Below are 19,553 nucleotides of genomic sequence, written 5' to 3' on the forward strand. Positions count from 1 at the left end.
AACCGGCGCTCGGATCAGCCAGGTGTCACGATGCGCCATGCACCCGAGGGCAGGCGCACCGTGCAGCTTGTCCCGTCGAGGCTCGGCTGCGGGGCTTCGGCGGGTACATTGGCGGCGCGCACGCGGTCGGGGTCGCACTGCGGCAGCGCGACGGGGCGATAGCCCGCGTGGGCCATGCACTGTTCGACGACCCGCGCGCGCAGCCCCTCATTGGCGTCGTAGGTTTCGGTATAGTCGGCGCGCACCAGCCGGGTGCGGGTGTAGCAATAGCCGCGACCGTCGCAATAGGTATAGGGTGCGTATTGCGGCGGAATGTAACGGGTGCGGATGTCGCGCGGCACGCGTTCGAGCGCTGCCACTTGGCAGTTGGTCAGGTTCGACTCGATCTGCGCGGGCACGGCACCGGGCTTGTGATAGAGCGCGGGCGGTGCGCAGGCGAACAGGCTGAGGGGCAGAATGATGAGACGCACGAACCGGATCATGAGTGTATCATAACCGCGTCTTGCCCCGGGGACAAAGCAATTGACCGCCCCTGACCCTTCTGTCATGCAACTTGCTCAGACAGGATGAGGCAAGAGACATGAAGGTCATCATCTGCGGCGCCGGCCAGGTGGGCTGGCAGATCGCCCGGCATCTTTCGGGCGAGCGCAACGATGTCACGGTCGTGGACAACAATCCCGATTTGGTGCGCCGGGCCACCGATACGCTCGACGTGCAGGGGCTGACCGGTTTTGCCTCTTATCCGGATGTACTGGACCGTGCGGGCGCGCGCGACGCCGACATGATCATCGCCGCCACCTATTCCGACGAGGTCAATATGGTCACCTGTCAAGTGGCGCATTCAGTCTTCGATATCCGGCGCAAGATCGCCCGGCTGCGCAGCCAGTCCTATCTCGACGCGATCTATTCCGACCTTTACCGCCGCGATCACATGCCCATCGACGTGGTAATCAGCCCCGAGCGCGAAGTTGCGCAGGCGGCGTTGCAACGGCTTGCCGCCCCCGCCGCCTTCGATACCGAGATGTTCATGGACGACACGGCGCAGCTCATGGGGATCCGGCTGGAAGAGGATTGCCCGGTGCTCAACACGCCTCTCCGGCAATTGAGCGATCTCTTCTCGACGCTGCGGGTGGTGGTGCTGGCGGTGCGCCGCGAGGGGCGGCTTTTTGCACCCGAGTCGGGCGATCAGTTGTTCGACGGCGACGAGTGCTATCTCTTCGCCCCGGTCGAGGATGTGCCCCGCACCCTCGAGGTCTTTGGCAAGTCGCAGAAGAAACAGGAACGCGTCGTGATCATCGGTGGCGGCAATATCGGCCTTGCGGTGGCGCAGGCGCTGGAGACCCGGCCCGGCGGGCGGATCCGCGCCAAGGTGATCGAGAAGAACCGCGCCTGCGCCGAACGTGCGGCGGATGCGCTGGAGCGGACCATCGTGCTCAACGGCGACGGGCTCAATTCCGCGCTGCTGGCCGAGGCGGGGATCTCGCGCGCGGATGCGGTGCTGGCGGTGACCGATGACGACAAGACCAACATGCTCGCCGCAGTGCGCGCCAAATCCGAAGGCTGTCCCTTCGCGATCGCGCTGATCAACGATCCCACGCTGGTGCCGCTGCTCGAGCCCTTGGGGATCGACGCCTATATCAACCCGCGCTCGACCACGGTCAGCTCGATCCTGCGCCATATCCGGCACGGACGGGTGCGCGGGGTCTATTCGATCGGCGATGCCGAGGCCGAGGTGATCGAGGCCGAAGTGATGTCGACCTCCTCCATCGCTGGGGCGGCGCTGCGCGATATCGACTTTCCCGAAGGCGTGCTGATCGGCGGCGTCAAGAAGGGCGACAAGATCCACAAGCCGCGCGGCGGGCTCAGGATCGAGGCCGGGGATGCGGTGGTGATCTTCGCGCTTGCGGCGGATGTGGCGGCGGTCGAGAAGCTGCTGCAGGTCTCGATCGACTATTTCTGATCCGATGGCCGTGCGTCTTCTGAGCTTTCCCCTGATTCTCATTCTCGCGGGCCTCGCGGCGCTGATGATGTCCCTGCCGATGATCGACGCGCTGATGCGCGACGATACCAGCGTGGCGCGCGCTTTTGGCTATTCGGGGCTGTTGGGGCTGGCGCTGATCGTGGTGATCGGGCTGGCGATGTCGGGCGGCGGCACGCCACGCCAGATGAGCGATTCGCGCAACCTTGGATCCTTGCTGCTGGCCTATCTGCTGTTGCCGGTCTATCTCGCGCTGCCGTTCTACGAGGGGCTGGAGACCACCACGTTCCTCAATGCCTATTTCGAGATGGTGTCGAGTTTCACGACCACCGGAGCGAGCCTGTTCGATCAGCCGGGACGGATCATGGACAGCCTGCACCTGTGGCGCGCGCTGGTCGGCTGGTCGGGTGGCCTGCTGATCTGGGTGTCCGCCTCGGCGGTGCTCGCGCCGATGAGCCTGGGCGGTTTCGAGGTGACGGTGCGCGCCGAACCGGGGCAGGATGACGCGCTTCTGGGCCGGTTCGAGCGGGCCAGCACCGAGCGGCGTCTGGCGCAGTCGATGCGTGTGCTCGCACCAATCTATATCGGGCTGACGGCGGCGCTGTGGATTATCCTTATGGCCGGAGGAGAGCGCGCCTTCGTGGCTCTGGTGCATGCGATGTCGACGCTGGCAACAAGTGGAATTTCCTCGATCGGCGGGCTGGAGAACGGGGTGTCAGGCTTTGCCGGTGAATTCGCGATCTTTCTCTTCCTCTTCTTTTCACTGTCGCGCCTCACTTTTTCCTCGGACACCGTGCCGACACTGCGGCAGGGGCTGTTCCACGATCCGGAGTTCCGGCTGGGGCTCATGCTGGTGGCGGTGGTGCCGTTGCTGCTGTTCATGCGGCACTGGATCGGAGCCTATGAGGTCGCGGATCCCGCCGATTGGGAGGGCGCGCTGCGCTCGCTCTGGGGGGCGGTCTTTACAGTGATGTCGTTCCTCTCGACCACCGGATTCGAGAGCGCGGACTGGCAGGCGGCGCGCGACTGGTCCGGTCTCAAGACCCCCGGCCTCATCCTGATGGGACTGGCCATGGTCGGCGGCGGGGTGGCCACGACCGCAGGCGGGGTCAAGCTCTTGCGGGTCTATGCGCTCTATCTGCATGCGCAGCGCGAGGTTGATCGGCTGATCTACCCGTCATCGGTTGGGCGGGCCTCGGGGCCGGGGCGGCGCATCCGGCGACAGGGCGCCTATATCGCCTGGATCTTCTTCATGCTCTTCGCGCTCACGCTGACTGCACTTACGGCCTTGCTGGCACTGGTCGGACAGAATTTCGAATCGGCGCTCATTCTGGCGCTGTCGGGATTGTCGACGACCGGACCGCTGGTGGAGATGGCAAGCGAGACGCCGATCCGCCTTGCGGAATTGAGTTCTGCGGCGAAACTGATCTATGCGGCGGCGATGGTGCTGGGCCGACTGGAGACACTGGCACTGATTGCCTTGCTTAACCCGGCGGTCTGGAGGGATTGACAGAGGCGTGCAATTTTGCACTGGAAACTCTGACGCGGGCAGGACATACTTGGCTGCGTGTCAGGGTTGAAAGACGCGTCGATACGCGGCGCGCGCAAGAAAAAAGACAGGATATTGAATGGCTTCTGATCGGCAAAATTTGCAGGATGCGTTTCTCAATCAGGTGCGCAAGACCAAGATCCCGGTCACGGTCTTCCTGATCAACGGGGTCAAGCTGCAAGGTGTGATCACCTGGTTTGACAATTTCTGCATCCTGCTGCGGCGCGACGGGCAATCGCAACTCGTGTACAAGCATGCCGTGTCGACCATCATGCCGTCGCAACCCGTAAACCTCTATGACGGTGACGAGGCCAATTGAAGGAACATGCACGCCCGATCACCCGGGCCTGGGTCATCCACCCCGAGATTGTCGCCGCCGGAAGCGCACGCGACCCTGAGCTTGCGCTTGAAGAGGCGGTCTCGCTTGCCCATGCGCTGCCCGATCTGGAGGTCGTGGGCGCGCAGGTCGTGCGCCTGCGCAAGCCTGATGCCGGGCGGCTCTTCGGCAAGGGCAAGCGGGAGGAACTAAAAGAGGCGATTTCCGCTGCCGAGGCCGATCTGGTGTTGGTCGATGGCCCGCTGACGCCGGTACAGCAACGCAATCTGGAAAAGGATTGGGACGTCAAGATCCTCGACCGGACCGGCCTGATCCTTGAGATCTTCAGCGACCGGGCGGCGACCCGCGAGGGCGTGCTGCAGGTCGAGATGGCGGCGCTCAGCTATCAGCGTACCCGGCTGGTGCGCGCCTGGACCCACCTCGAGCGCCAGCGTGGCGGTCTGGGGTTTGTCGGCGGTCCGGGCGAGACGCAGATCGAGGCCGACCGCCGTGCCATCGACGAGCAGCTTGTGCGCCTGCGCCGACAACTGGAAAAGGTCGTCAGAACCCGCACACTGCACCGCGCCGCGCGGGCCAAGGTGCCGTTCCCTATCGTCGCCCTGGTGGGCTATACCAATGCCGGAAAATCGACGCTCTTCAATCGCTTGACCGGGGCCGATGTCATGGCCAAGGACATGCTCTTCGCCACGCTCGATCCGACGATGCGGCGCGTTCGGCTGCCCGATGGCGGGCCTGAGGTGATCCTATCGGACACGGTGGGCTTCATCAGCGATCTGCCGACCGAACTGGTGGCGGCTTTCCGCGCCACGCTGGAGGAGGTGCTGGAGGCGGACCTGATCTGCCACGTGCGCGACATCTCGCATCCCGAGAGCGCGGCACAGGCGCGCGACGTGGCAACGATCCTCGAAAGCCTCGGGGTCAAGGAGAGCGTACCGCAGATCGAGATATGGAACAAGATCGACCGGCTGGACGATGAGGCGCGCGCCGCCGCCGTGACGCAGGCGGCACGGCAGGACGGGGTACAGGCGCTCTCGGCGATCACCGGGCAGGGTATCGACGAACTGGTCGAGGGGATTTCCCGCGCGCTCGCCGAGGTGCGGCATCTGAGCGAGGTGCATCTGGGCTATGACGAAGGCCGCAAGCGTGCCTGGCTTTTCGAGAAGGATTTGGTCGAGGAGGAACGTCAGACCGAGGACGGCTTCGATCTGACGGTACGCTGGACGGCGCGGCAGGAAACTCAGTTCAACGAGATGTGAACCGGCGCAAGTGTCAGACCGACAGCCGCGAGGTATGCGCGCCGCGTTCGCGGTACGGGGTCGTGTTGTAATGCGCGCGGTAGCATTTCGAGAAATGCGAGGGCGAGGCAAAGCCGCAGGCAAGTGCCACGTTGATCACCGTCATGTCGGTCTGCATCAGCAGGTTGCGCGCCTTTTGCAGGCGCAGTTCCATGTAATAGCGCTTGGGGCTGCGGCTGAGATAGCGGCGGAACAGGCGTTCGAGCTGACGCGTCGACATGCCGACCTCGCGCGCGAGGATCGAGGGGCTGATCGGGTCCTCGATATTGGCCTCCATCATCTGGATGACCTGGCTCAGCTTGGGGTGGCGCACGCCAATGCGGGTGGGTACCGACAGCCTCTGCGTGTCCTGATCGGTGCGGATCGAGGAATAGATCTGCTGATCGGCCACCGCATTGGCCAGCTTCTCGCCGTGATCGTCGGCAATGATATTGAGCATCAGGTCGATGGAGGAGGTGCCGCCCGCCGTGGTCATGCGGTTGCCGTCGATCACGAAAACCGACTTGGTCAGTTGCACCTCGTCGAACTCCTCGAGAAAGGCGTCGTGGTTTTCCCAGTGGATCGTGGCGCGCTTGCCATCAAGCAGCCCGGCCTTGGCCAGCACATAGGACGCGGTGCAGAGCCCGCCCATCCGCAATCCCCGACGCGCCTCGCGGCGCAGCCAGTTGAGCATCTTCTTGGTGGCGGCCTTCTGGATATCGACCCCGCCGCAGACGATCACCACATCCTCGCGATTGAGCTCTGCCAAGGGGAAATCGACATGGAACCGCACGCCGTTGGAGCAGGTGATGATATCGTCGGTATCCCCGGTCAGTGCCCAGCTGTAAAGCTCTGCCTCGGCCATGCGGTTGGCGATGCGCAGGCATTCCACCGCCGAGGCGAAACTCAGCAGGGTGAAATTGTCGAGCAGCACGAAGATAAAGCGCTTGGGCGCCTTCGGCGCGTCGACATCGATTTTCGCGGTCTCAGATTTCATTGCTCTTCCGAATCCCCGGACAGTCCGGCCATCCTTCGCCTGTGTCACGAAACCGTCGCGATTGACAAGACAAGAGGTGGCGTTTGCAGGTGATTCCTGCAACTGCAGTATGGCCTCTCCGGGCCGGGTTTAGTATAGACCGGACCTGACATTCGAGAAAGCGGAGACTGAGACATGACGGATTGGCAGAAATCGGGCTGGCGTGCGAAGCCGCGGGTGCAGATGCCGGACTATACCGATGCCGCCGCCCTCGCAGCGGTCGAGGCCCGTCTGGCGCAGTATCCGCCGCTGGTCTTTGCGGGCGAGGCACGCAAGCTCAAGACACAGCTTGGCGCGGCCTCGCGGGGCGAGGCGTTCCTGCTGCAGGGTGGCGATTGTGCCGAGGCGTTCGACCAGTTCTCGGCCGATGCGATCCGCGACACGTTCAAGGTGATGTTGCAGATGGCGATGGTGCTGACCTACGGGGCCAAGGTGCCGGTGGTGAAAGTGGGCCGCATGGCAGGCCAGTTCGCCAAACCACGCAGCGCGCCGACCGAGACGGTCGAGGGGCTGGAATTGCCCAGCTACCGGGGCGACATCATCAACGAACTGGCATTCACCCCCGAGGCCCGGATCCCCAACCCCGAAAAGATGTTGCAGGCCTACACCCAGGCGGCGGCGACGCTGAACCTGTTGCGCGCGTTTTCCAAGGGTGGCTATGCCGACATGCACCAGGTGCATCAGTGGACATTGGGGTTCACCGAGAGCGAGAAGGCCGCGAAATACCGCGAAATGGCCAATCACATCGCCGATGCGCTGGATTTCATGACGGCGGCGGGGATCGACAGCGCGCAGGCGCACACGCTGCAGACGGTGGATTTCTACACCTCGCATGAGAGCCTGTTGCTGGAATATGAGGAGGCGCTGACGCGGCTTGATTCGACCTCCGGCAAGTGGCTGGCGGGCTCGGGTCACATGCTGTGGATCGGCGACCGCACCCGGCAGCCTGACGGTGCACATGTCGAGTTCCTGCGCGGCGTGCAGAACCCCATCGGCCTGAAATGCGGCCCGACGATGACCTCCGAGGATCTCAAGCGGCTGCTGGCGACGCTCAATCCGGGCAACGAGGCCGGGCGGCTGACGCTGATCGCGCGGTTCGGCGCGGGCAAGGTCGCCGACAACCTGCCGCGCCTCATCCGCACCGTCGAGGAAGAAGGCGCGAAGGTACTCTGGGTTTGCGATCCGATGCATGGCAACACGATCAAATCGGCCACCGGGTACAAGACCCGGCCGTTCGACGCGGTGCTGCGCGAGGTGCAGGAGTTCTTCGGCATCCACCGCGCCGAGGGCACGATCCCGGGCGGGGTGCATTTCGAGATGACCGGGCAGGACGTGACCGAATGCACCGGCGGCATGCGGGCACTGTCGGACGAAAATCTCAGCGACCGCTATCACACCGCCTGTGATCCGCGTCTCAACGCCTCGCAATCGCTGGAGCTTGCGTTCCTTGTGGCCGAGGAACTCAAGGCGTTGCGCGGCGAACGGCTTCAGGCACAGGCGGTCTGAGCGTCCGCAGTGCGCGGGAAGGCCTGTGCAAGGGTCTTCCCGCCTATGTCACGAGTTGGAGATATTCGCGGCCGCGTCTGCTGCTGCGGCCACGATCCGTCTCGCCGAGACCGCCGGTAAGAATCTGAAGCCTGCCCGCATCCTCGATCCCGGCAACGGACGTTGTCCGGCAGGTTTCGATCTCGAAGCGGCGGGGCGTACGGCCCACATGGCCGCGTGTAACAAGGCAGCCGAGCGCGCGGGACACATCGCCCAGATCGCTGCGCAGCGGCAACATGACCAGTGTGGCGCGGATCTCCGGGCGGCCAAGACCGGCTTTGGCGCGCAATTCCATGCGCAGCATGGCAGGGCCGTCGAAGAAGTCGACGAGATGCAGCGCGAAGGCGTCACGCGAAGGCGGTGCGATCAGGCACGACAGCGGCATGCCGCGCACCTCCATGCCCATGATCTCGCTCAGGTGCATCCCTGCGACCCGCAGCCGGGTAACCCCCGGCGCGATGCGTTCTGCGATGAAAGCGTTGGACAACAGCGGCTCGATCCGGCGCGGGTCGATATCCGCGCGGTTGGGCACGTCATGGCCGCGCCGGACTTCGTTCCAATAGGCGTGGAACGCGCGCAGATGCGCCTCGGTGCGGGTTTCTCGCGTGGTATCAATTATTTTCATGTCGTCTTGCATGGTATTATCCTCGTCTTGCGCCCCCGCACCGGTCCCGTCAGGTCTGACCGCAGCCTCGCGGCACCCCGTTAAATCCGGCCTGTGGTGCCGTTCGATGCATTGAGATTGCCACAAATTGTGACGCAACTGACTAAAATTTGCGGCAGTTGGTTAACCCCGTCTGTGCGGTGCCGTGGCTTGCCAGCCCGGCGTGGGCGTTCTAGGAGAGGCCAGAACATCCGTTTTCGTGAGGCCCGATGCCGATGATCCATTCAATGACTGCCTTTGCCACCCGTCAGGGCGGCCACGCCGAACATGGCTGGAGTTGGGATCTGCGCGGCGTCAACGGCAAGGGGCTCGATCTGCGCCTGCGCGTGCCGGACTGGATCGAGGGGCTTGAGGCGGGGCTGCGCGCGCGACTGACCGCTGCACTCGTGCGGGGCAACGTGACGGTGACCCTGCGCGTTCAGAGCGTGACGGACGGCACCTCGGTGGGGCTTCAATCCGCCGTGCTCGATGCCGTTCTCGACGCCATGGCCGAGGCGGAGGCCCGCGCCATGGCGCGGGGAATTACCCTGGCACCGGCCAATGCCGCCGATGTGCTGGCGCTGCGCGGGGTTCTGGATGTGGCCACGCCCGATCCCGATACGGCGGCGCTTGGCCGCGCGATCCTCGCCGATTTCGAGCCGGTTCTGGAAAGTTTCATCGCCATGCGCGCCAGTGAAGGCGCGGCGCTTGGGAAGGTGCTCGCCGGTCACCTCGACGAGACCGCGCGGCTGACCGCCTCCGCCGCCGATCTGCTGGACGCGCGGCAGGAGGATATCGCGCGTCAGCATCGCGCGGCACTCGCGCGGGTTATCGACACGGCGGAGGAGGCGGATCCGGCGCGGATCACGCAGGAGCTTGCGCTGCTCGCCGTCAAGCTAGACGTGACCGAGGAAATCGACCGGCTGCGCGCCCATGTCGCCGCTGCCCACACGCTTCTGGGGCAGGGCTCTCCGGTCGGGCGCAAGCTCGATTTCCTCGCGCAGGAATTCAACCGCGAGGCCAATACGCTGTGCTCCAAGGCGCAGCATGCTGGGCTGACCGAGATTGGCCTCGCGCTCAAGACGGTGATAGAGAGAATGCGCGAACAGGTGCAGAATGTCGAGTGAGGTGGCGGTCGGCAGCGTCGGAATTGAGTATTTGTTGAACAGTGAAAGGCAGGGGCATGAGTGATCGCAGAGGTCTCCTGATCATCCTGTCCTCGCCTTCGGGTGCGGGAAAATCCACGTTGTCGCGGCGACTTCGGGATTGGGACCCGACGATTTCCTTTTCGGTTTCGGCCACTACCCGCACACCGCGCGCGGGCGAGGTCGATGGGCAGGATTATCACTTCCTGAGCGAAGACCGATTCAAGCGCGAGGTGACGGCGGGCGGGATGCTGGAACATGCGCATGTGTTCGGCAATTTCTACGGCTCGCCCAAGGGGCCGGTCGAGGCCGCGATCAACGCCGGGCGCGATATTCTCTTTGACATCGACTGGCAGGGCGCGCAGCAGATCCGCAACTCCGCCCTCGGCGGGCATACGCTGTCGATCTTTCTGCTGCCGCCCTCGATCCGCGAACTGCACCGGCGGCTGGAGGAGAGAGGGCAGGACAGCCCCGAGGTGATTGCGCGCCGCATGCAGAAGAGCTGGGACGAGATCAGCCATTGGGACGGCTATGATTTCGTGCTGGTGAATGACGATCTCGACGCCACCGAGGCGCGCCTGCGCACCATCATCGAGGCCACACGCCTGCGCCGTGGCCAACAACCCTGGCTGACCGATCACGTCCGCCGCCTGCAAGCCGAATTCGAGGAGACGCAATGACCATCTACACGCTTGACGGCCACAACCCGCAGATCGCCGACGACACCTGGATCGCGCCCGATGCCAATCTGATCGGCAAGGTGGTGATCGAGGCGCGCGCCTCGGTCTGGTTCGGCTGCACGCTGCGCGGTGACAATGAGGAGATCCGGGTAGGCCAGGGCAGCAACTTGCAGGAAAACTGCGTGCTGCACACAGATATGGGCTATCCGCTGGTGATCGGGTCGGGCTGCACTATCGGGCACAAGGTCATGCTGCATGGCTGCACGCTGGAGGAAAACGTGCTGGTCGGCATGGGGGCCACCGTGCTCAACGGCGCGCGGATCGGGCGCAATTGCCTGATCGGGGCAGGGGCGCTCATTACCGAGGGCAAGGAGATCCCCGAGGGCAGTCTGGTGATGGGCGCGCCGGGCCGGGTCGTACGCAGCCTTGATGCCGCCGCCATTGACGGGCTACGCGCCGCTGCCCAGCATTACCAGGACAACATGCGCCGGTATCGCACTGGGCTACGCGAGGTCTGACGGCCATGCAGGGGCTGGCCTCGGTCCTGGCAGGCATGCCGCTGGCGGCGCTGCTCATTGGCCCGGACGAGCGCATCGTTGCCGCCAATGACGCCGCGCGTGACATGATGGGGCAGGGCATTGTCGGGCGGCATTTCCTGACCGCGCTGCGCCAGCCCGACGTGCTGGAGGCGATCGAGGCCACGCTGCGCGACCGTGCCCGGCGCAAGACGAGCTACCAGATGTCCGAGGCCGGGCGCGACAGCAGTTTCGAGGTGCATGTCGCCTATGTCGAGAGCGATAGCACGCGCGGCGTGCTGGTGTCGTTCGAGGACATGACCGAGCGCGAGCAGGCCGCACAGATGCGCCGCGATTTCGTCGCCAATGTCAGCCATGAGCTGCGCACGCCGCTGACCGCGCTGATGGGCTTCATCGAGACGCTGCAGGGGCCTGCGCGCCGCGATCAAAAGGCGATCGACCGGTTTCTTGGCATCATGCAGACCGAGGCCGCGCGTATGGAGCGTCTGGTGCGTGATCTGCTGTCGCTCAGTCGGGTCGAGGGCGAGGAGCGGGTGCGCCCGCGCGAGGCTGTGGATCTCGCGGAGGTCATCGGCTCGGTCGTCTACATGCTGCGCCCGCTGGCGCGCGAAAGCGGCGCGGAACTGATCTTCGAGGGCGGCGAGGGCATGCAGGTGCCCGGCAATGCCGACCAGTTGCAGCAGGTCTTCACCAACCTGATCGAGAACGCGATCAAATACGGCGGGGCGGAGAACCGAATCACCATCACGCTCGACCGGCACCCCAAGGACGCCACCCTGCGCATGCCCGCCATCGTGGCGCGGGTGCGTGATACCGGGCCGGGGATAGACCCGCTGCATATCCCGCGCCTGACGGAACGCTTCTACCGGGTGGATACGCACCGCTCGCGCGAGATGGGGGGCACCGGGCTGGGACTGGCGATCGTCAAGCATATCGTCAACCGCCACCGCGGGCGGCTGCGAATCTCGTCGACCCCCGGCGAGGGCAGCGAATTCACCGTGATCCTGCCGCGCTGGACCGCCTGAGCCCCTTTTTTCCAACGATTTCCGGCAAATCCGCGACTGTCATAAAACGGTTACATAAGTGTAACAAAAGCGTCGCTGAAAGGGCTTAGCACCGCCCCCAAGGTCGCCTTGCCAGGTGGCCCCGTGAAACCCAACTCAGGGAGCAATCCATGTCTCTTCTCAAAACCACCGTTTCAGCTGCCGCTCTGGCCGCGTTTGCCGCTGGCGCGGCGCAGGCACGTGACGAAATCCGCGTTGTCGGCTCGTCCACCGTGTTCCCCTACAGCCAGGCTGCCGCCGAGCAGTTTGTCAACAACACCGGCGCACCGTCGCCCATCGTCGAATCGACCGGCACCGGCGGCGGCATGAAGATCTTCTGCGGCGGCATCGGCGAGGCACATGCCGACATCACTGGCGCATCCCGCGCCATGAAGGCCTCCGAATACGAGCTCTGCCAGGAAAACGGCGTGACCGACATCACCGAAGTGCAGATCGGTTCGGACGGTCTGTCGATCGCCGTTTCGCGTGACAGCGAGCACGACTGGGATCTGACAAAAACGCAGGTCTACCTTGGTCTCGCCGCTGAAGTGCCGGTCGACGGCGAAATGGTCGCCAACCCCTACATGAAGTGGTCGGATGTCGACTCCAGCCTGCCGGACGAAGAAATCCTCGCCTACGGCCCCCCACCCACTTCGGGCACCCGCGACGCGTTTGTTGAACTGGCCATCGTCAAAGGCTGCATGGAAATCCCGATGATCGCCGACAAGGGCGAGGACTGGGCAGAAGAGAACTGCGCGCGTCTGCGTCAGGACGGTCCCTTCGTGGAAGCCGGTGAAAACGACAACCTGATCGTGCAGCGGCTTAAGGCAGATGCGCACGCAGTGGGCATCTTCGGCTACTCGTTCCTCTTCGAGAACCAGGACACGCTCAAGGCCGTTGCTATCGGTGGCGTTACGCCCAGCTTCGATACGATCGAAAGCGGCGAGTATGGCATTTCGCGCCCGCTGTTCTTCTACGTCAAGAACGCGCATCGCGGTGTGATCCCGAATCTCCAGGAATTCATCGAGGAGTACACCTCTGAAGACGCGATGGGCCCGGGCGGCTACCTGTCCGAGCGCGGCATGGTTCCGCTGGGTGACAAGAAGCGCGCCCAACAGCAGAAAGAGGCTGTCGAGGCCGTCAACATGGAACCGAAGTCGTCCTAAGCGGCTTTGACAACATGGCCGCCCGGCTGTTCACCGCCGGGCGGTTTATTTTACCCGGATCGAGGGCGATATGACCACCGCAGCCTTTCTCTGCCTCCTCATTCTCTCCATCGTCGGATATGTCTGGAACCGTCAGGCGGCCACGGCAATCAGAGACGGCGGAGCACGTCTCCATTCCCTGACCGGCTTTCACGGCTTCTACTCTCTGCTGATGATCCTTGTGCCGGTCATCGTTCTCATTCTGTTGTGGCTGGTGCTCGAGGGCCCGGTGATCAACCTGATCCTGAAGGCCGGTATTTCAGAGCGGCTCGAAGGGCTTGGCACCGGCGCGGTGCAGTTGATCGTCGCCGAGATCAAATCCATCGCCGGGGGCTCGATCTTTGGCACGCCCGAGCAGTGGAAGCTGGACGCGGCCGAGCGATATGTCGCGCTGAATGCGCGCAGCGGGCAGCTCTTGCTGGTGACGGTACTGGCGGTCTCGCTGGCCTTGCTTTTCTTCTCGCGCCGTAAGGTGGCTGCAGAGTTCCGGGCGCGCCACGGTGTCGAGCGGATCGTGTCGGGGCTGATGATCTTTTGCTCGGTGGTGGCGATTTTTGTCACAATCGGCATTATCGCGTCGCTCATGTTCGAAACCTTCCGGTTTTTCGAGAAGGTGTCGGTTGCCGAGTTTCTGTTCGGTACCAACTGGGAGCCGCAGATCCCGCTGCGCGAGGATCAGGTTGCGGCGGAAGGGGCATTCGGCTGGTTGCCCGTCATGCTGGGCACGCTTGTCATCACTGTCGTCGCCTTGCTGCTTGCCGTGCCGGTCGGCCTGATGTCGGCGATCTATCTCAATGAATTCGCGCCCAAACGGTTCCGCTCCATTGCAAAACCCTTCCTCGAAATTCTCGCAGGTGTTCCGACGGTGGTCTACGGCTTCTTCGCCATCCTCGTGGTGGCCCCGGCGATCCGCAGTTTCGGCCAGGCGATCGGGCTCGATGTCTCGCCGAACACCGCGCTTGCGGCGGGCAGCGTGATGGGCATCATGCTCATTCCGTTCATTTCGTCCTTTGCCGATGATGCGCTCTCGGCGGTGCCGCAATCACTGCGCGACGGTGCGCTCGGACTTGGGGCTACGCGCGCTGAGATGATGACCAATGTGCTCTTTCCGGCGGCGATCCCGGGTATCGTGGGTGGTGTCCTGCTGGCCGTGAGCCGCGCCATTGGCGAGACGATGATCGTGGTGATGGCTGCGGGTCTCATCGCCAAGATGACGATCAATCCGCTCGATAGTGTGACCACGGTCACGGTGCAGATCGTGACGCTGCTGATCGGCGATACGTCCTTCGACAACCCCAAGACACTTGCCGCCTTCGCGCTTGGCATGATGCTTTTCATCGTCACGCTGGTGATCAACGTTTTCGCGCTGCGCATCGTGCGCAAGTACCGCGAAGCCTATGACTGAGGACCCAAGGACATGACCGATATTTCCGCAACCCCGCCGTCCTCCATCGCCTCGTCCGGCAGCGCGCTGATGAAAAAGCGCAACCGTCACCAGAAGATGCTGCAAGGGCTGGGTCTGGCGGCGATCAGCTTTGCCGCGCTGATGCTGTTCATCCTGATCGCCTCGCTGGTCAGCAGTGGCTACAAGGCCTTCACTCAGACGCATATTCAGCTTGAAGTGTTCATTGATCCTGAGCAGATCTCGGCCGACAATCTCCAGCGTGGCAATTTTGACGATGTGCTGCTCGACAGCCTGAAAGCGTATTTCCCGGACGTGGAGGGCCGGGCGGACCTGCGCAAACTCGAAAGCATCCTCTCAAACGGCGCGCAATTCACTCTGCGCGACCGGGTTCAGGCAGATCCCGGCCTGATCGGTGAAACCGTGACCGTCAACGTCCCGGTGTCGGACGACTATGACCAGCTTGCCAAGGGCATGGTTGATCGCGACAGCCCGGAAAACCAGCGCAAGCTGTCCGACCGCCAGATCGGATGGTTCGACACTCTGGAGGAGGCGGGGGTCATCACCCAGCCGATCAACTGGGCCCTGCTGACCAATGCCGACTCCCGCTTTCCGGAACTTGCCGGTCTCAAGGGCGCGCTGGTGGGCAGTTTTTGGGCGTTGCTGGTGTGCTTCCTGATCTCTTTCCCGCTCGGTATCGGGGCCGCGATCTACCTTGAGGAGTTCGCACCCAAGAACAAGTGGAGCGACATCATCGAGGTGAACATCAATAACCTCGCCGCCGTACCGTCCATCGTCTTTGGCCTTCTGGCTTTGGCGGTGTTCCTTGGCTGGTTCGGCATGCCGCGCTCGGCCCCGCTGGTGGGTGGCATGACGCTGGCGCTGATGACCATGCCGACGATCATCATCGCGACGCGCGCGGCATTGAAGGCGGTACCGCCCTCGATCCGCGAGGCGGCCCTCGGTGTGGGCGCGTCCAAGCATCAGGTGGTGTTCGGACATGTCCTGCCGCTTGCGATGCCCGGCATCCTGACCGGCACCATCATCGGCCTTGCACAGGCGCTTGGTGAGACCGCGCCGCTGCTGCTGATCGGGATGAACGCCTTCATCACCTCGGCCCCCGGATCGCCGCTTGATAGCGCCACGGCACTGCCGACGCAGATCTTCATCTGGGCCGACAGTCCTGAACGCGGGTTTGTCAGCCGCACCTCGGCCGCTATCCTGGTGCTGTTGACCTTCCTTGTCGCCATGAACGCCATCGCCATCTATCTGCGCAGCAAATTCGAGCGGAAATGGTAGGAAAGGATTGAGACGATGTATGATGCCCCCAATCTCGCGGAGAGCAAAGTGACCCAAGACAACATCAAGATCGCCGCGCGCAACGTGCAGGTCTTTTATGGCGACACCCACGCCATCAAGGACGTGGATGTGGATATTCTCGACAAGACCGTGACCGCCTTTATCGGTCCGTCGGGCTGCGGTAAATCCACCTTCCTGCGCTGCATCAACCGGATGAACGACACGATCGACATCTGCCGGGTCGAGGGCGATATCCTGCTCGACGGTCAGGATATCTATGACAAGCGCGTCGACCCGGTACAGTTGCGCGCCAAGGTGGGCATGGTGTTCCAGAAGCCCAACCCGTTCCCCAAGTCGATCTATGACAACGTGGCCTACGGGCCCCGCATCCACGGGCTCGCGCGCACCAAGGCCGATCTTGATGAGATCGTCGAGAAATCCTTGCGCCGCGCCGCGCTGTGGAATGAAGCCAAGGACCGGCTCGACCAGCCCGGCACCGGCCTGTCGGGTGGCCAGCAACAGCGCCTGTGCATCGCGCGCGCTGTGGCCACCGCCCCCGAGGTTCTGTTGATGGACGAGCCGTGCTCGGCGCTCGATCCGATCGCCACCGCGCAGGTCGAGGAACTGATCGACGAGTTGCGGCAGGACTATTCCGTGGTGATCGTCACCCACTCCATGCAGCAGGCCGCGCGTGTCAGCCAGAAGACGGCGTTCTTCCATCTCGGTCACCTTGTCGAATACGGCGACACCGGCACCATTTTCACAAATCCCGAGGATGAGCGTACCGAAAGCTACATCACCGGGCGCATCGGCTGAGGCCAGGATCAGGATCATTCCAATGTCAGACCAGCAGCATATCGTCTCGTCCTTCGACCGCGATCTCGAAACCATTCAGGCGCAGATCATGAAGATGGGTGGCATGGTCGAACGCGCCATAGCCGATGCCGCCCGCTCGCTTGAAACCCGCGACGATGAACTGGCCGAGGAAGTGCGCGGCCGCGACAAGGCGATCGACGCGCTCGAAGAGCAGATCAACGAGGAAGCCGCCCGCGTCATCGCCCTGCGCGCGCCGACCGCGCGCGACCTGCGGCTGGTGCTGACGGTGATCAAGATTTCCGCCAGCCTGGAGCGGATCGGCGACTATGCCAAGAACATGGCCAAGCGCACCTCGGTGCTCTCGACCATGGCGCCGGTGAACGGCTCTCCGGCCGCGCTGCGCCGGATGGCGCGCGAGGTCGAGGAGATGCTCAAGGACGTGCTCGACGCCTATATCCAGCGCGATGCCGATCTGGCGCTCGAGGTGATGCACCGCGATCAGGACGTCGATCAGATGTATAACGCGATCTTCCGCGAATTCCTGACCTTCATGATGGAAGATCCGCGCAACATCACGCCTTGCATGCATCTGCATTTCATCGCCAAGAACACCGAGCGGATGGGCGATCTTGTGACCTCGATCGCCGAACAGGTGATCTATCTGGTCTCGGGCGAAATGCCCGAGGATCCCCGGCCCAAGGGGGACACGACCTCGGTCGATCCCAGCATCGCGCCCGATATCAAAGCCTGACACAGGAGAGACCGCCGATGTCCGCCGATCAACCCACCGTGCTGCTGGTCGAGGATGAGCCCGCACAGCGCGAGGTGCTGGGCTATAACCTCGAGGCAGACGGGTTCCGCGTCGTCACCGCCAGCAATGGCGAGGAGGCGCTTCTGATGGTGTCGGAGATGCCGCCCGATATCATCGTGCTCGACTGGATGATGCCCAATGTGTCGGGCATCGAGGTTTGCCGCCAACTCAAGACCCGCTCCGAGACGCGCGCGATCCCGATCATCATGCTCTCGGCGCGCTCCGAAGAGGTGGACCGGGTGCGCGGGCTTGAAACCGGTGCCGACGACTACGTGATCAAGCCCTATTCACTGGTCGAACTGATGGCGCGGGTGCGCGCGCAACTGCGCCGTACGCGCCCCGCCACGGTCGGCGAGCGCTTGGAATATGCCGATATCGTGCTCGATGCCGAGACCCATCGCGTGACCCGCCGTGACAAGCCGCTCAAGCTGGGCCCGACCGAGTTTCGGCTGCTCTCGACATTCATGGAAAAACCCGGACGGGTCTGGTCGCGCGAGCAGTTGCTCGACCGGGTCTGGGGCCGTGACATCTATGTCGATACCCGCACCGTGGACGTGCATATCGGGCGTCTGCGCAAGGCGCTGTGCCAGCATGGCGGCGATGATCCGTTGCGGACCGTGCGCGGGGCAGGCTACGCGCTCGGCTGAGGGGCTCAGGCAAAGGCGAAGGTATCTGCGCGCGCGCGGTCCCAGTATTTGGCGAAGGCCGGATGATCGACCGTGCCCGAGAGCAGTTCGCCGGGGTCCAACCACAGGTACTGGCTGGCCGCTGAACGCACCTCTCGACTGTTCACGCGGATCATCAGGTGGTGCGGGGTAAAATCCTGCGGAGCGGTCAATCCGGAGGATTCCACCGCCTCCTTCAGGGCGATCATCGTGTTGCGGTGAAAATTGGCGACCCGCTGGTATTTCTCGCTGACCACGAGCGCCCGGTAGCGGCCCGGATCCTGCGTCGTCACACCGGTTGGGCATTTGCCGGAATGGCAGACCTGCGCCTGGATGCAGCCCACAGCGAACATGAAACCGCGCGCGATATTGCAGCCATCCGCTCCGAGCGCGAACATCCGACAGAGATCGAACGCGCTGATCAGCTTGCCGGAGGTGATGAGGCGGATGCGGTCGCGCAACCCCATGCCGACAAGTGTATTCTGCACCAGCATCAGCCCCTCGCGGATGGGCGCGCCCTTGTGGTCGGCGAATTCTGCGGGTGCCGCCCCGGTGCCCCCCTCGGCACCGTCGATGGTGATGAAATCTGGGGTGATGCCGGTGGCGTGAAACGCCTTGGCCATGGCGAAGAACTCCCACGGATGGCCGACGCAGAGCTTGATGCCGATGGGCTTGCCGCCCGAGAGGTCGCGCAGCCTTGCGATGAATGCGCACAGCCCCTCGGGCGTCGAAAACTCCGAATGGCCAGCCGGGCTGATGCAGTCCTGCCCCACCTGCACGCCACGCGCCTCGGCGATGGCCTCGGTCACCTTGGCGCCGGGCAGAATGCCGCCATGACCGGGCTTGGCCCCCTGGCTCAGCTTGATCTCGATCATCTTGACCTGATCGTCGGCGGCGGTCTCAGAAAACATCTCTGGATTGAACGCGCCCTCGGGCGTGCGGCAGCCGAAATAGCCCGAGCCGACCTGCCAGATCAGATGGCCACCATGCTTGCGATGAAAGCGCGAGATCGACCCCTCGCCGGTGGTATGGGCAAAGCCGCCGAGCTTGGCCCCCCAATTGAGCGCCTCAATGGCATTGGGCGAGAGTGCCCCGTAGGACATGCCCGAGATATTGAGCGGCGAGCTGTCATAGGGTTGCGTGCAATTCGGGCCGCCGATGCGCAGCCGGAAATCGTGGCTGTCGAGATGGGTGGGGGCCATGGAATGATTGATCCATTCATGCCCCACCGCGTTGACATTGCGCAGCGTGCCGAACGGGCGCAGCCCCTCGATGCCCTTGGACCGGCGATAGACCAGCGCGCGCTGCTCGCGGGAATAGGGGGTTTCCTCGTGGTCGCTCTCGAGGAAATACTGGCGGATCTCGGGGCGGAAATGCTCGAAGAGAAAGCGCAGCCGGGCCGAGATCGGATAGTTCTTGAGCACCGCACGCTTGCTCTGAAAGACATCGTAGAGGCCGATGGCGGCCACAAGACCGGTCAGAGCGGCAAGCACGCCGCCCCAGAATGGCAGCCAGAGCGCAAGTACAAGGCCCGCAGGCACGAGTAGCAAACTGATGAGCAGCGGAATATAACGCAAGAGACCCCTCTC

The 19,553-nt window shown here is 63.6% G+C and carries 19 protein-coding genes; 15 read left to right on the plus strand and 4 right to left on the minus strand.

Annotation, left to right across the window (positions count from 1 at the left end; all coding sequences use genetic code 11):
• Positions 1-14: 14 nt before the first annotated feature.
• The gene (locus ACSSV4_RS07350; RefSeq protein ID WP_454274391.1) at positions 15-482 is read right to left on the minus strand and encodes a hypothetical protein; all 468 of its coding nucleotides are present in this window, start codon (positions 480-482) and stop codon (positions 15-17) included.
• A 98-nt stretch (positions 483-580) separates the two neighbouring features.
• Between ACSSV4_RS07350 and trkA the strand changes: the two genes are divergently transcribed.
• From trkA to hflX, 4 genes are all read left to right on the plus strand, one after another.
• Positions 581-1,960 (plus strand): Trk system potassium transporter TrkA, encoded by a 1,380-nt coding sequence (trkA, locus tag ACSSV4_RS07355; protein ID WP_454274392.1) that lies wholly within the window; start codon positions 581-583, stop codon positions 1,958-1,960.
• Positions 1,961-1,964: 4 nt separating this feature from the next.
• Positions 1,965-3,488, plus strand: a complete 1,524-nt coding sequence (locus ACSSV4_RS07360) for a TrkH family potassium uptake protein (protein ID WP_454274393.1) — start codon at positions 1,965-1,967, stop codon at positions 3,486-3,488.
• A gap of 118 nt (positions 3,489-3,606) precedes the next feature.
• A complete protein-coding gene (gene hfq / locus ACSSV4_RS07365) occupies positions 3,607-3,846 on the plus strand; it encodes an RNA chaperone Hfq (protein WP_037244346.1) in 240 nt (79 codons plus the stop codon).
• A complete protein-coding gene (hflX, locus tag ACSSV4_RS07370) occupies positions 3,843-5,120 on the plus strand; it encodes a GTPase HflX (RefSeq protein ID WP_454274394.1) in 1,278 nt (425 codons plus the stop codon). The genes hfq and hflX overlap by 4 nt, the downstream gene beginning before the upstream one ends.
• A gap of 13 nt (positions 5,121-5,133) precedes the next feature.
• Here the strand turns inward: hflX and ACSSV4_RS07375 are convergent, their stop codons facing one another.
• Positions 5,134-6,135 carry a GlxA family transcriptional regulator gene (locus ACSSV4_RS07375; protein WP_454274395.1) on the minus strand — a complete coding sequence of 334 codons (1,002 nt, stop codon included), beginning with the start codon at positions 6,133-6,135 and terminating at the stop codon, positions 5,134-5,136.
• Between the two features lie 174 nt (positions 6,136-6,309).
• On the opposite strand from ACSSV4_RS07375, the gene ACSSV4_RS07380 reads away from it, so the two are divergent.
• Positions 6,310-7,680, plus strand: coding sequence for a class II 3-deoxy-7-phosphoheptulonate synthase (locus ACSSV4_RS07380; protein ID WP_454274396.1), 1,371 nt, complete (start codon positions 6,310-6,312; stop codon positions 7,678-7,680).
• A gap of 43 nt (positions 7,681-7,723) precedes the next feature.
• On the opposite strand, the gene ACSSV4_RS07385 is transcribed toward ACSSV4_RS07380, so the two are convergent.
• The gene (locus tag ACSSV4_RS07385; protein ID WP_454274397.1) at positions 7,724-8,344 is read right to left on the minus strand and encodes a PAS domain-containing protein; all 621 of its coding nucleotides are present in this window, start codon (positions 8,342-8,344) and stop codon (positions 7,724-7,726) included.
• Between the two features lie 254 nt (positions 8,345-8,598).
• Here ACSSV4_RS07385 and ACSSV4_RS07390 point away from each other — a divergent pair, with 254 nt between their 5' ends.
• The 10 genes from ACSSV4_RS07390 to phoB all read left to right on the plus strand — a co-directional run bounded on the left by ACSSV4_RS07390 (position 8,599) and on the right by phoB (position 17,946).
• Positions 8,599-9,489 carry a YicC/YloC family endoribonuclease gene (locus tag ACSSV4_RS07390; RefSeq protein ID WP_454274398.1) on the plus strand — a complete coding sequence of 297 codons (891 nt, stop codon included), beginning with the start codon at positions 8,599-8,601 and terminating at the stop codon, positions 9,487-9,489.
• A gap of 56 nt (positions 9,490-9,545) precedes the next feature.
• Positions 9,546-10,187, plus strand: a complete 642-nt coding sequence (gene gmk / locus ACSSV4_RS07395) for a guanylate kinase (protein ID WP_454274399.1) — start codon at positions 9,546-9,548, stop codon at positions 10,185-10,187.
• Positions 10,184-10,705, plus strand: coding sequence for a gamma carbonic anhydrase family protein (locus tag ACSSV4_RS07400; protein WP_454274400.1), 522 nt, complete (start codon positions 10,184-10,186; stop codon positions 10,703-10,705). The genes gmk and ACSSV4_RS07400 overlap by 4 nt, the downstream gene beginning before the upstream one ends.
• 5 nt (positions 10,706-10,710) lie before the next feature.
• Positions 10,711-11,748 (plus strand): ATP-binding protein, encoded by a 1,038-nt coding sequence (locus ACSSV4_RS07405; RefSeq protein ID WP_454274401.1) that lies wholly within the window; start codon positions 10,711-10,713, stop codon positions 11,746-11,748.
• A gap of 149 nt (positions 11,749-11,897) precedes the next feature.
• Positions 11,898-12,932 carry a substrate-binding domain-containing protein gene (locus ACSSV4_RS07410; RefSeq protein ID WP_454274402.1) on the plus strand — a complete coding sequence of 345 codons (1,035 nt, stop codon included), beginning with the start codon at positions 11,898-11,900 and terminating at the stop codon, positions 12,930-12,932.
• Between the two features lie 70 nt (positions 12,933-13,002).
• Positions 13,003-14,376: a phosphate ABC transporter permease subunit PstC gene (pstC, locus tag ACSSV4_RS07415; RefSeq protein ID WP_454274403.1), complete on the plus strand. Its 1,374-nt coding sequence runs from the start codon at positions 13,003-13,005 to the stop codon at positions 14,374-14,376.
• Between the two features lie 12 nt (positions 14,377-14,388).
• A complete protein-coding gene (gene pstA / locus ACSSV4_RS07420; RefSeq protein WP_454274404.1) occupies positions 14,389-15,672 on the plus strand; it encodes a phosphate ABC transporter permease PstA in 1,284 nt (427 codons plus the stop codon).
• Between the two features lie 15 nt (positions 15,673-15,687).
• The gene (gene pstB, locus ACSSV4_RS07425; RefSeq protein ID WP_454274405.1) at positions 15,688-16,488 is read left to right on the plus strand and encodes a phosphate ABC transporter ATP-binding protein PstB; all 801 of its coding nucleotides are present in this window, start codon (positions 15,688-15,690) and stop codon (positions 16,486-16,488) included.
• 22 nt (positions 16,489-16,510) lie between these two features.
• On the plus strand, positions 16,511-17,239 hold the full coding sequence (gene phoU, locus ACSSV4_RS07430; RefSeq protein ID WP_454274406.1) for a phosphate signaling complex protein PhoU: 729 nt from the start codon (positions 16,511-16,513) through the stop codon (positions 17,237-17,239).
• 17 nt (positions 17,240-17,256) lie between these two features.
• A complete protein-coding gene (gene phoB, locus ACSSV4_RS07435) occupies positions 17,257-17,946 on the plus strand; it encodes a phosphate regulon transcriptional regulator PhoB (protein WP_454274407.1) in 690 nt (229 codons plus the stop codon).
• Positions 17,947-17,951: 5 nt separating this feature from the next.
• Here the strand turns inward: phoB and ACSSV4_RS07440 are convergent, their stop codons facing one another.
• Complete coding sequence (locus ACSSV4_RS07440; RefSeq protein WP_454274408.1) at positions 17,952-19,541, minus strand: FMN-binding glutamate synthase family protein; 1,590 nt, start codon at positions 19,539-19,541, stop codon at positions 17,952-17,954.
• Positions 19,542-19,553: the final 12 nt, after the last annotated feature.

This window comes from Roseovarius sp. MBR-154, assembly GCF_053628595.1.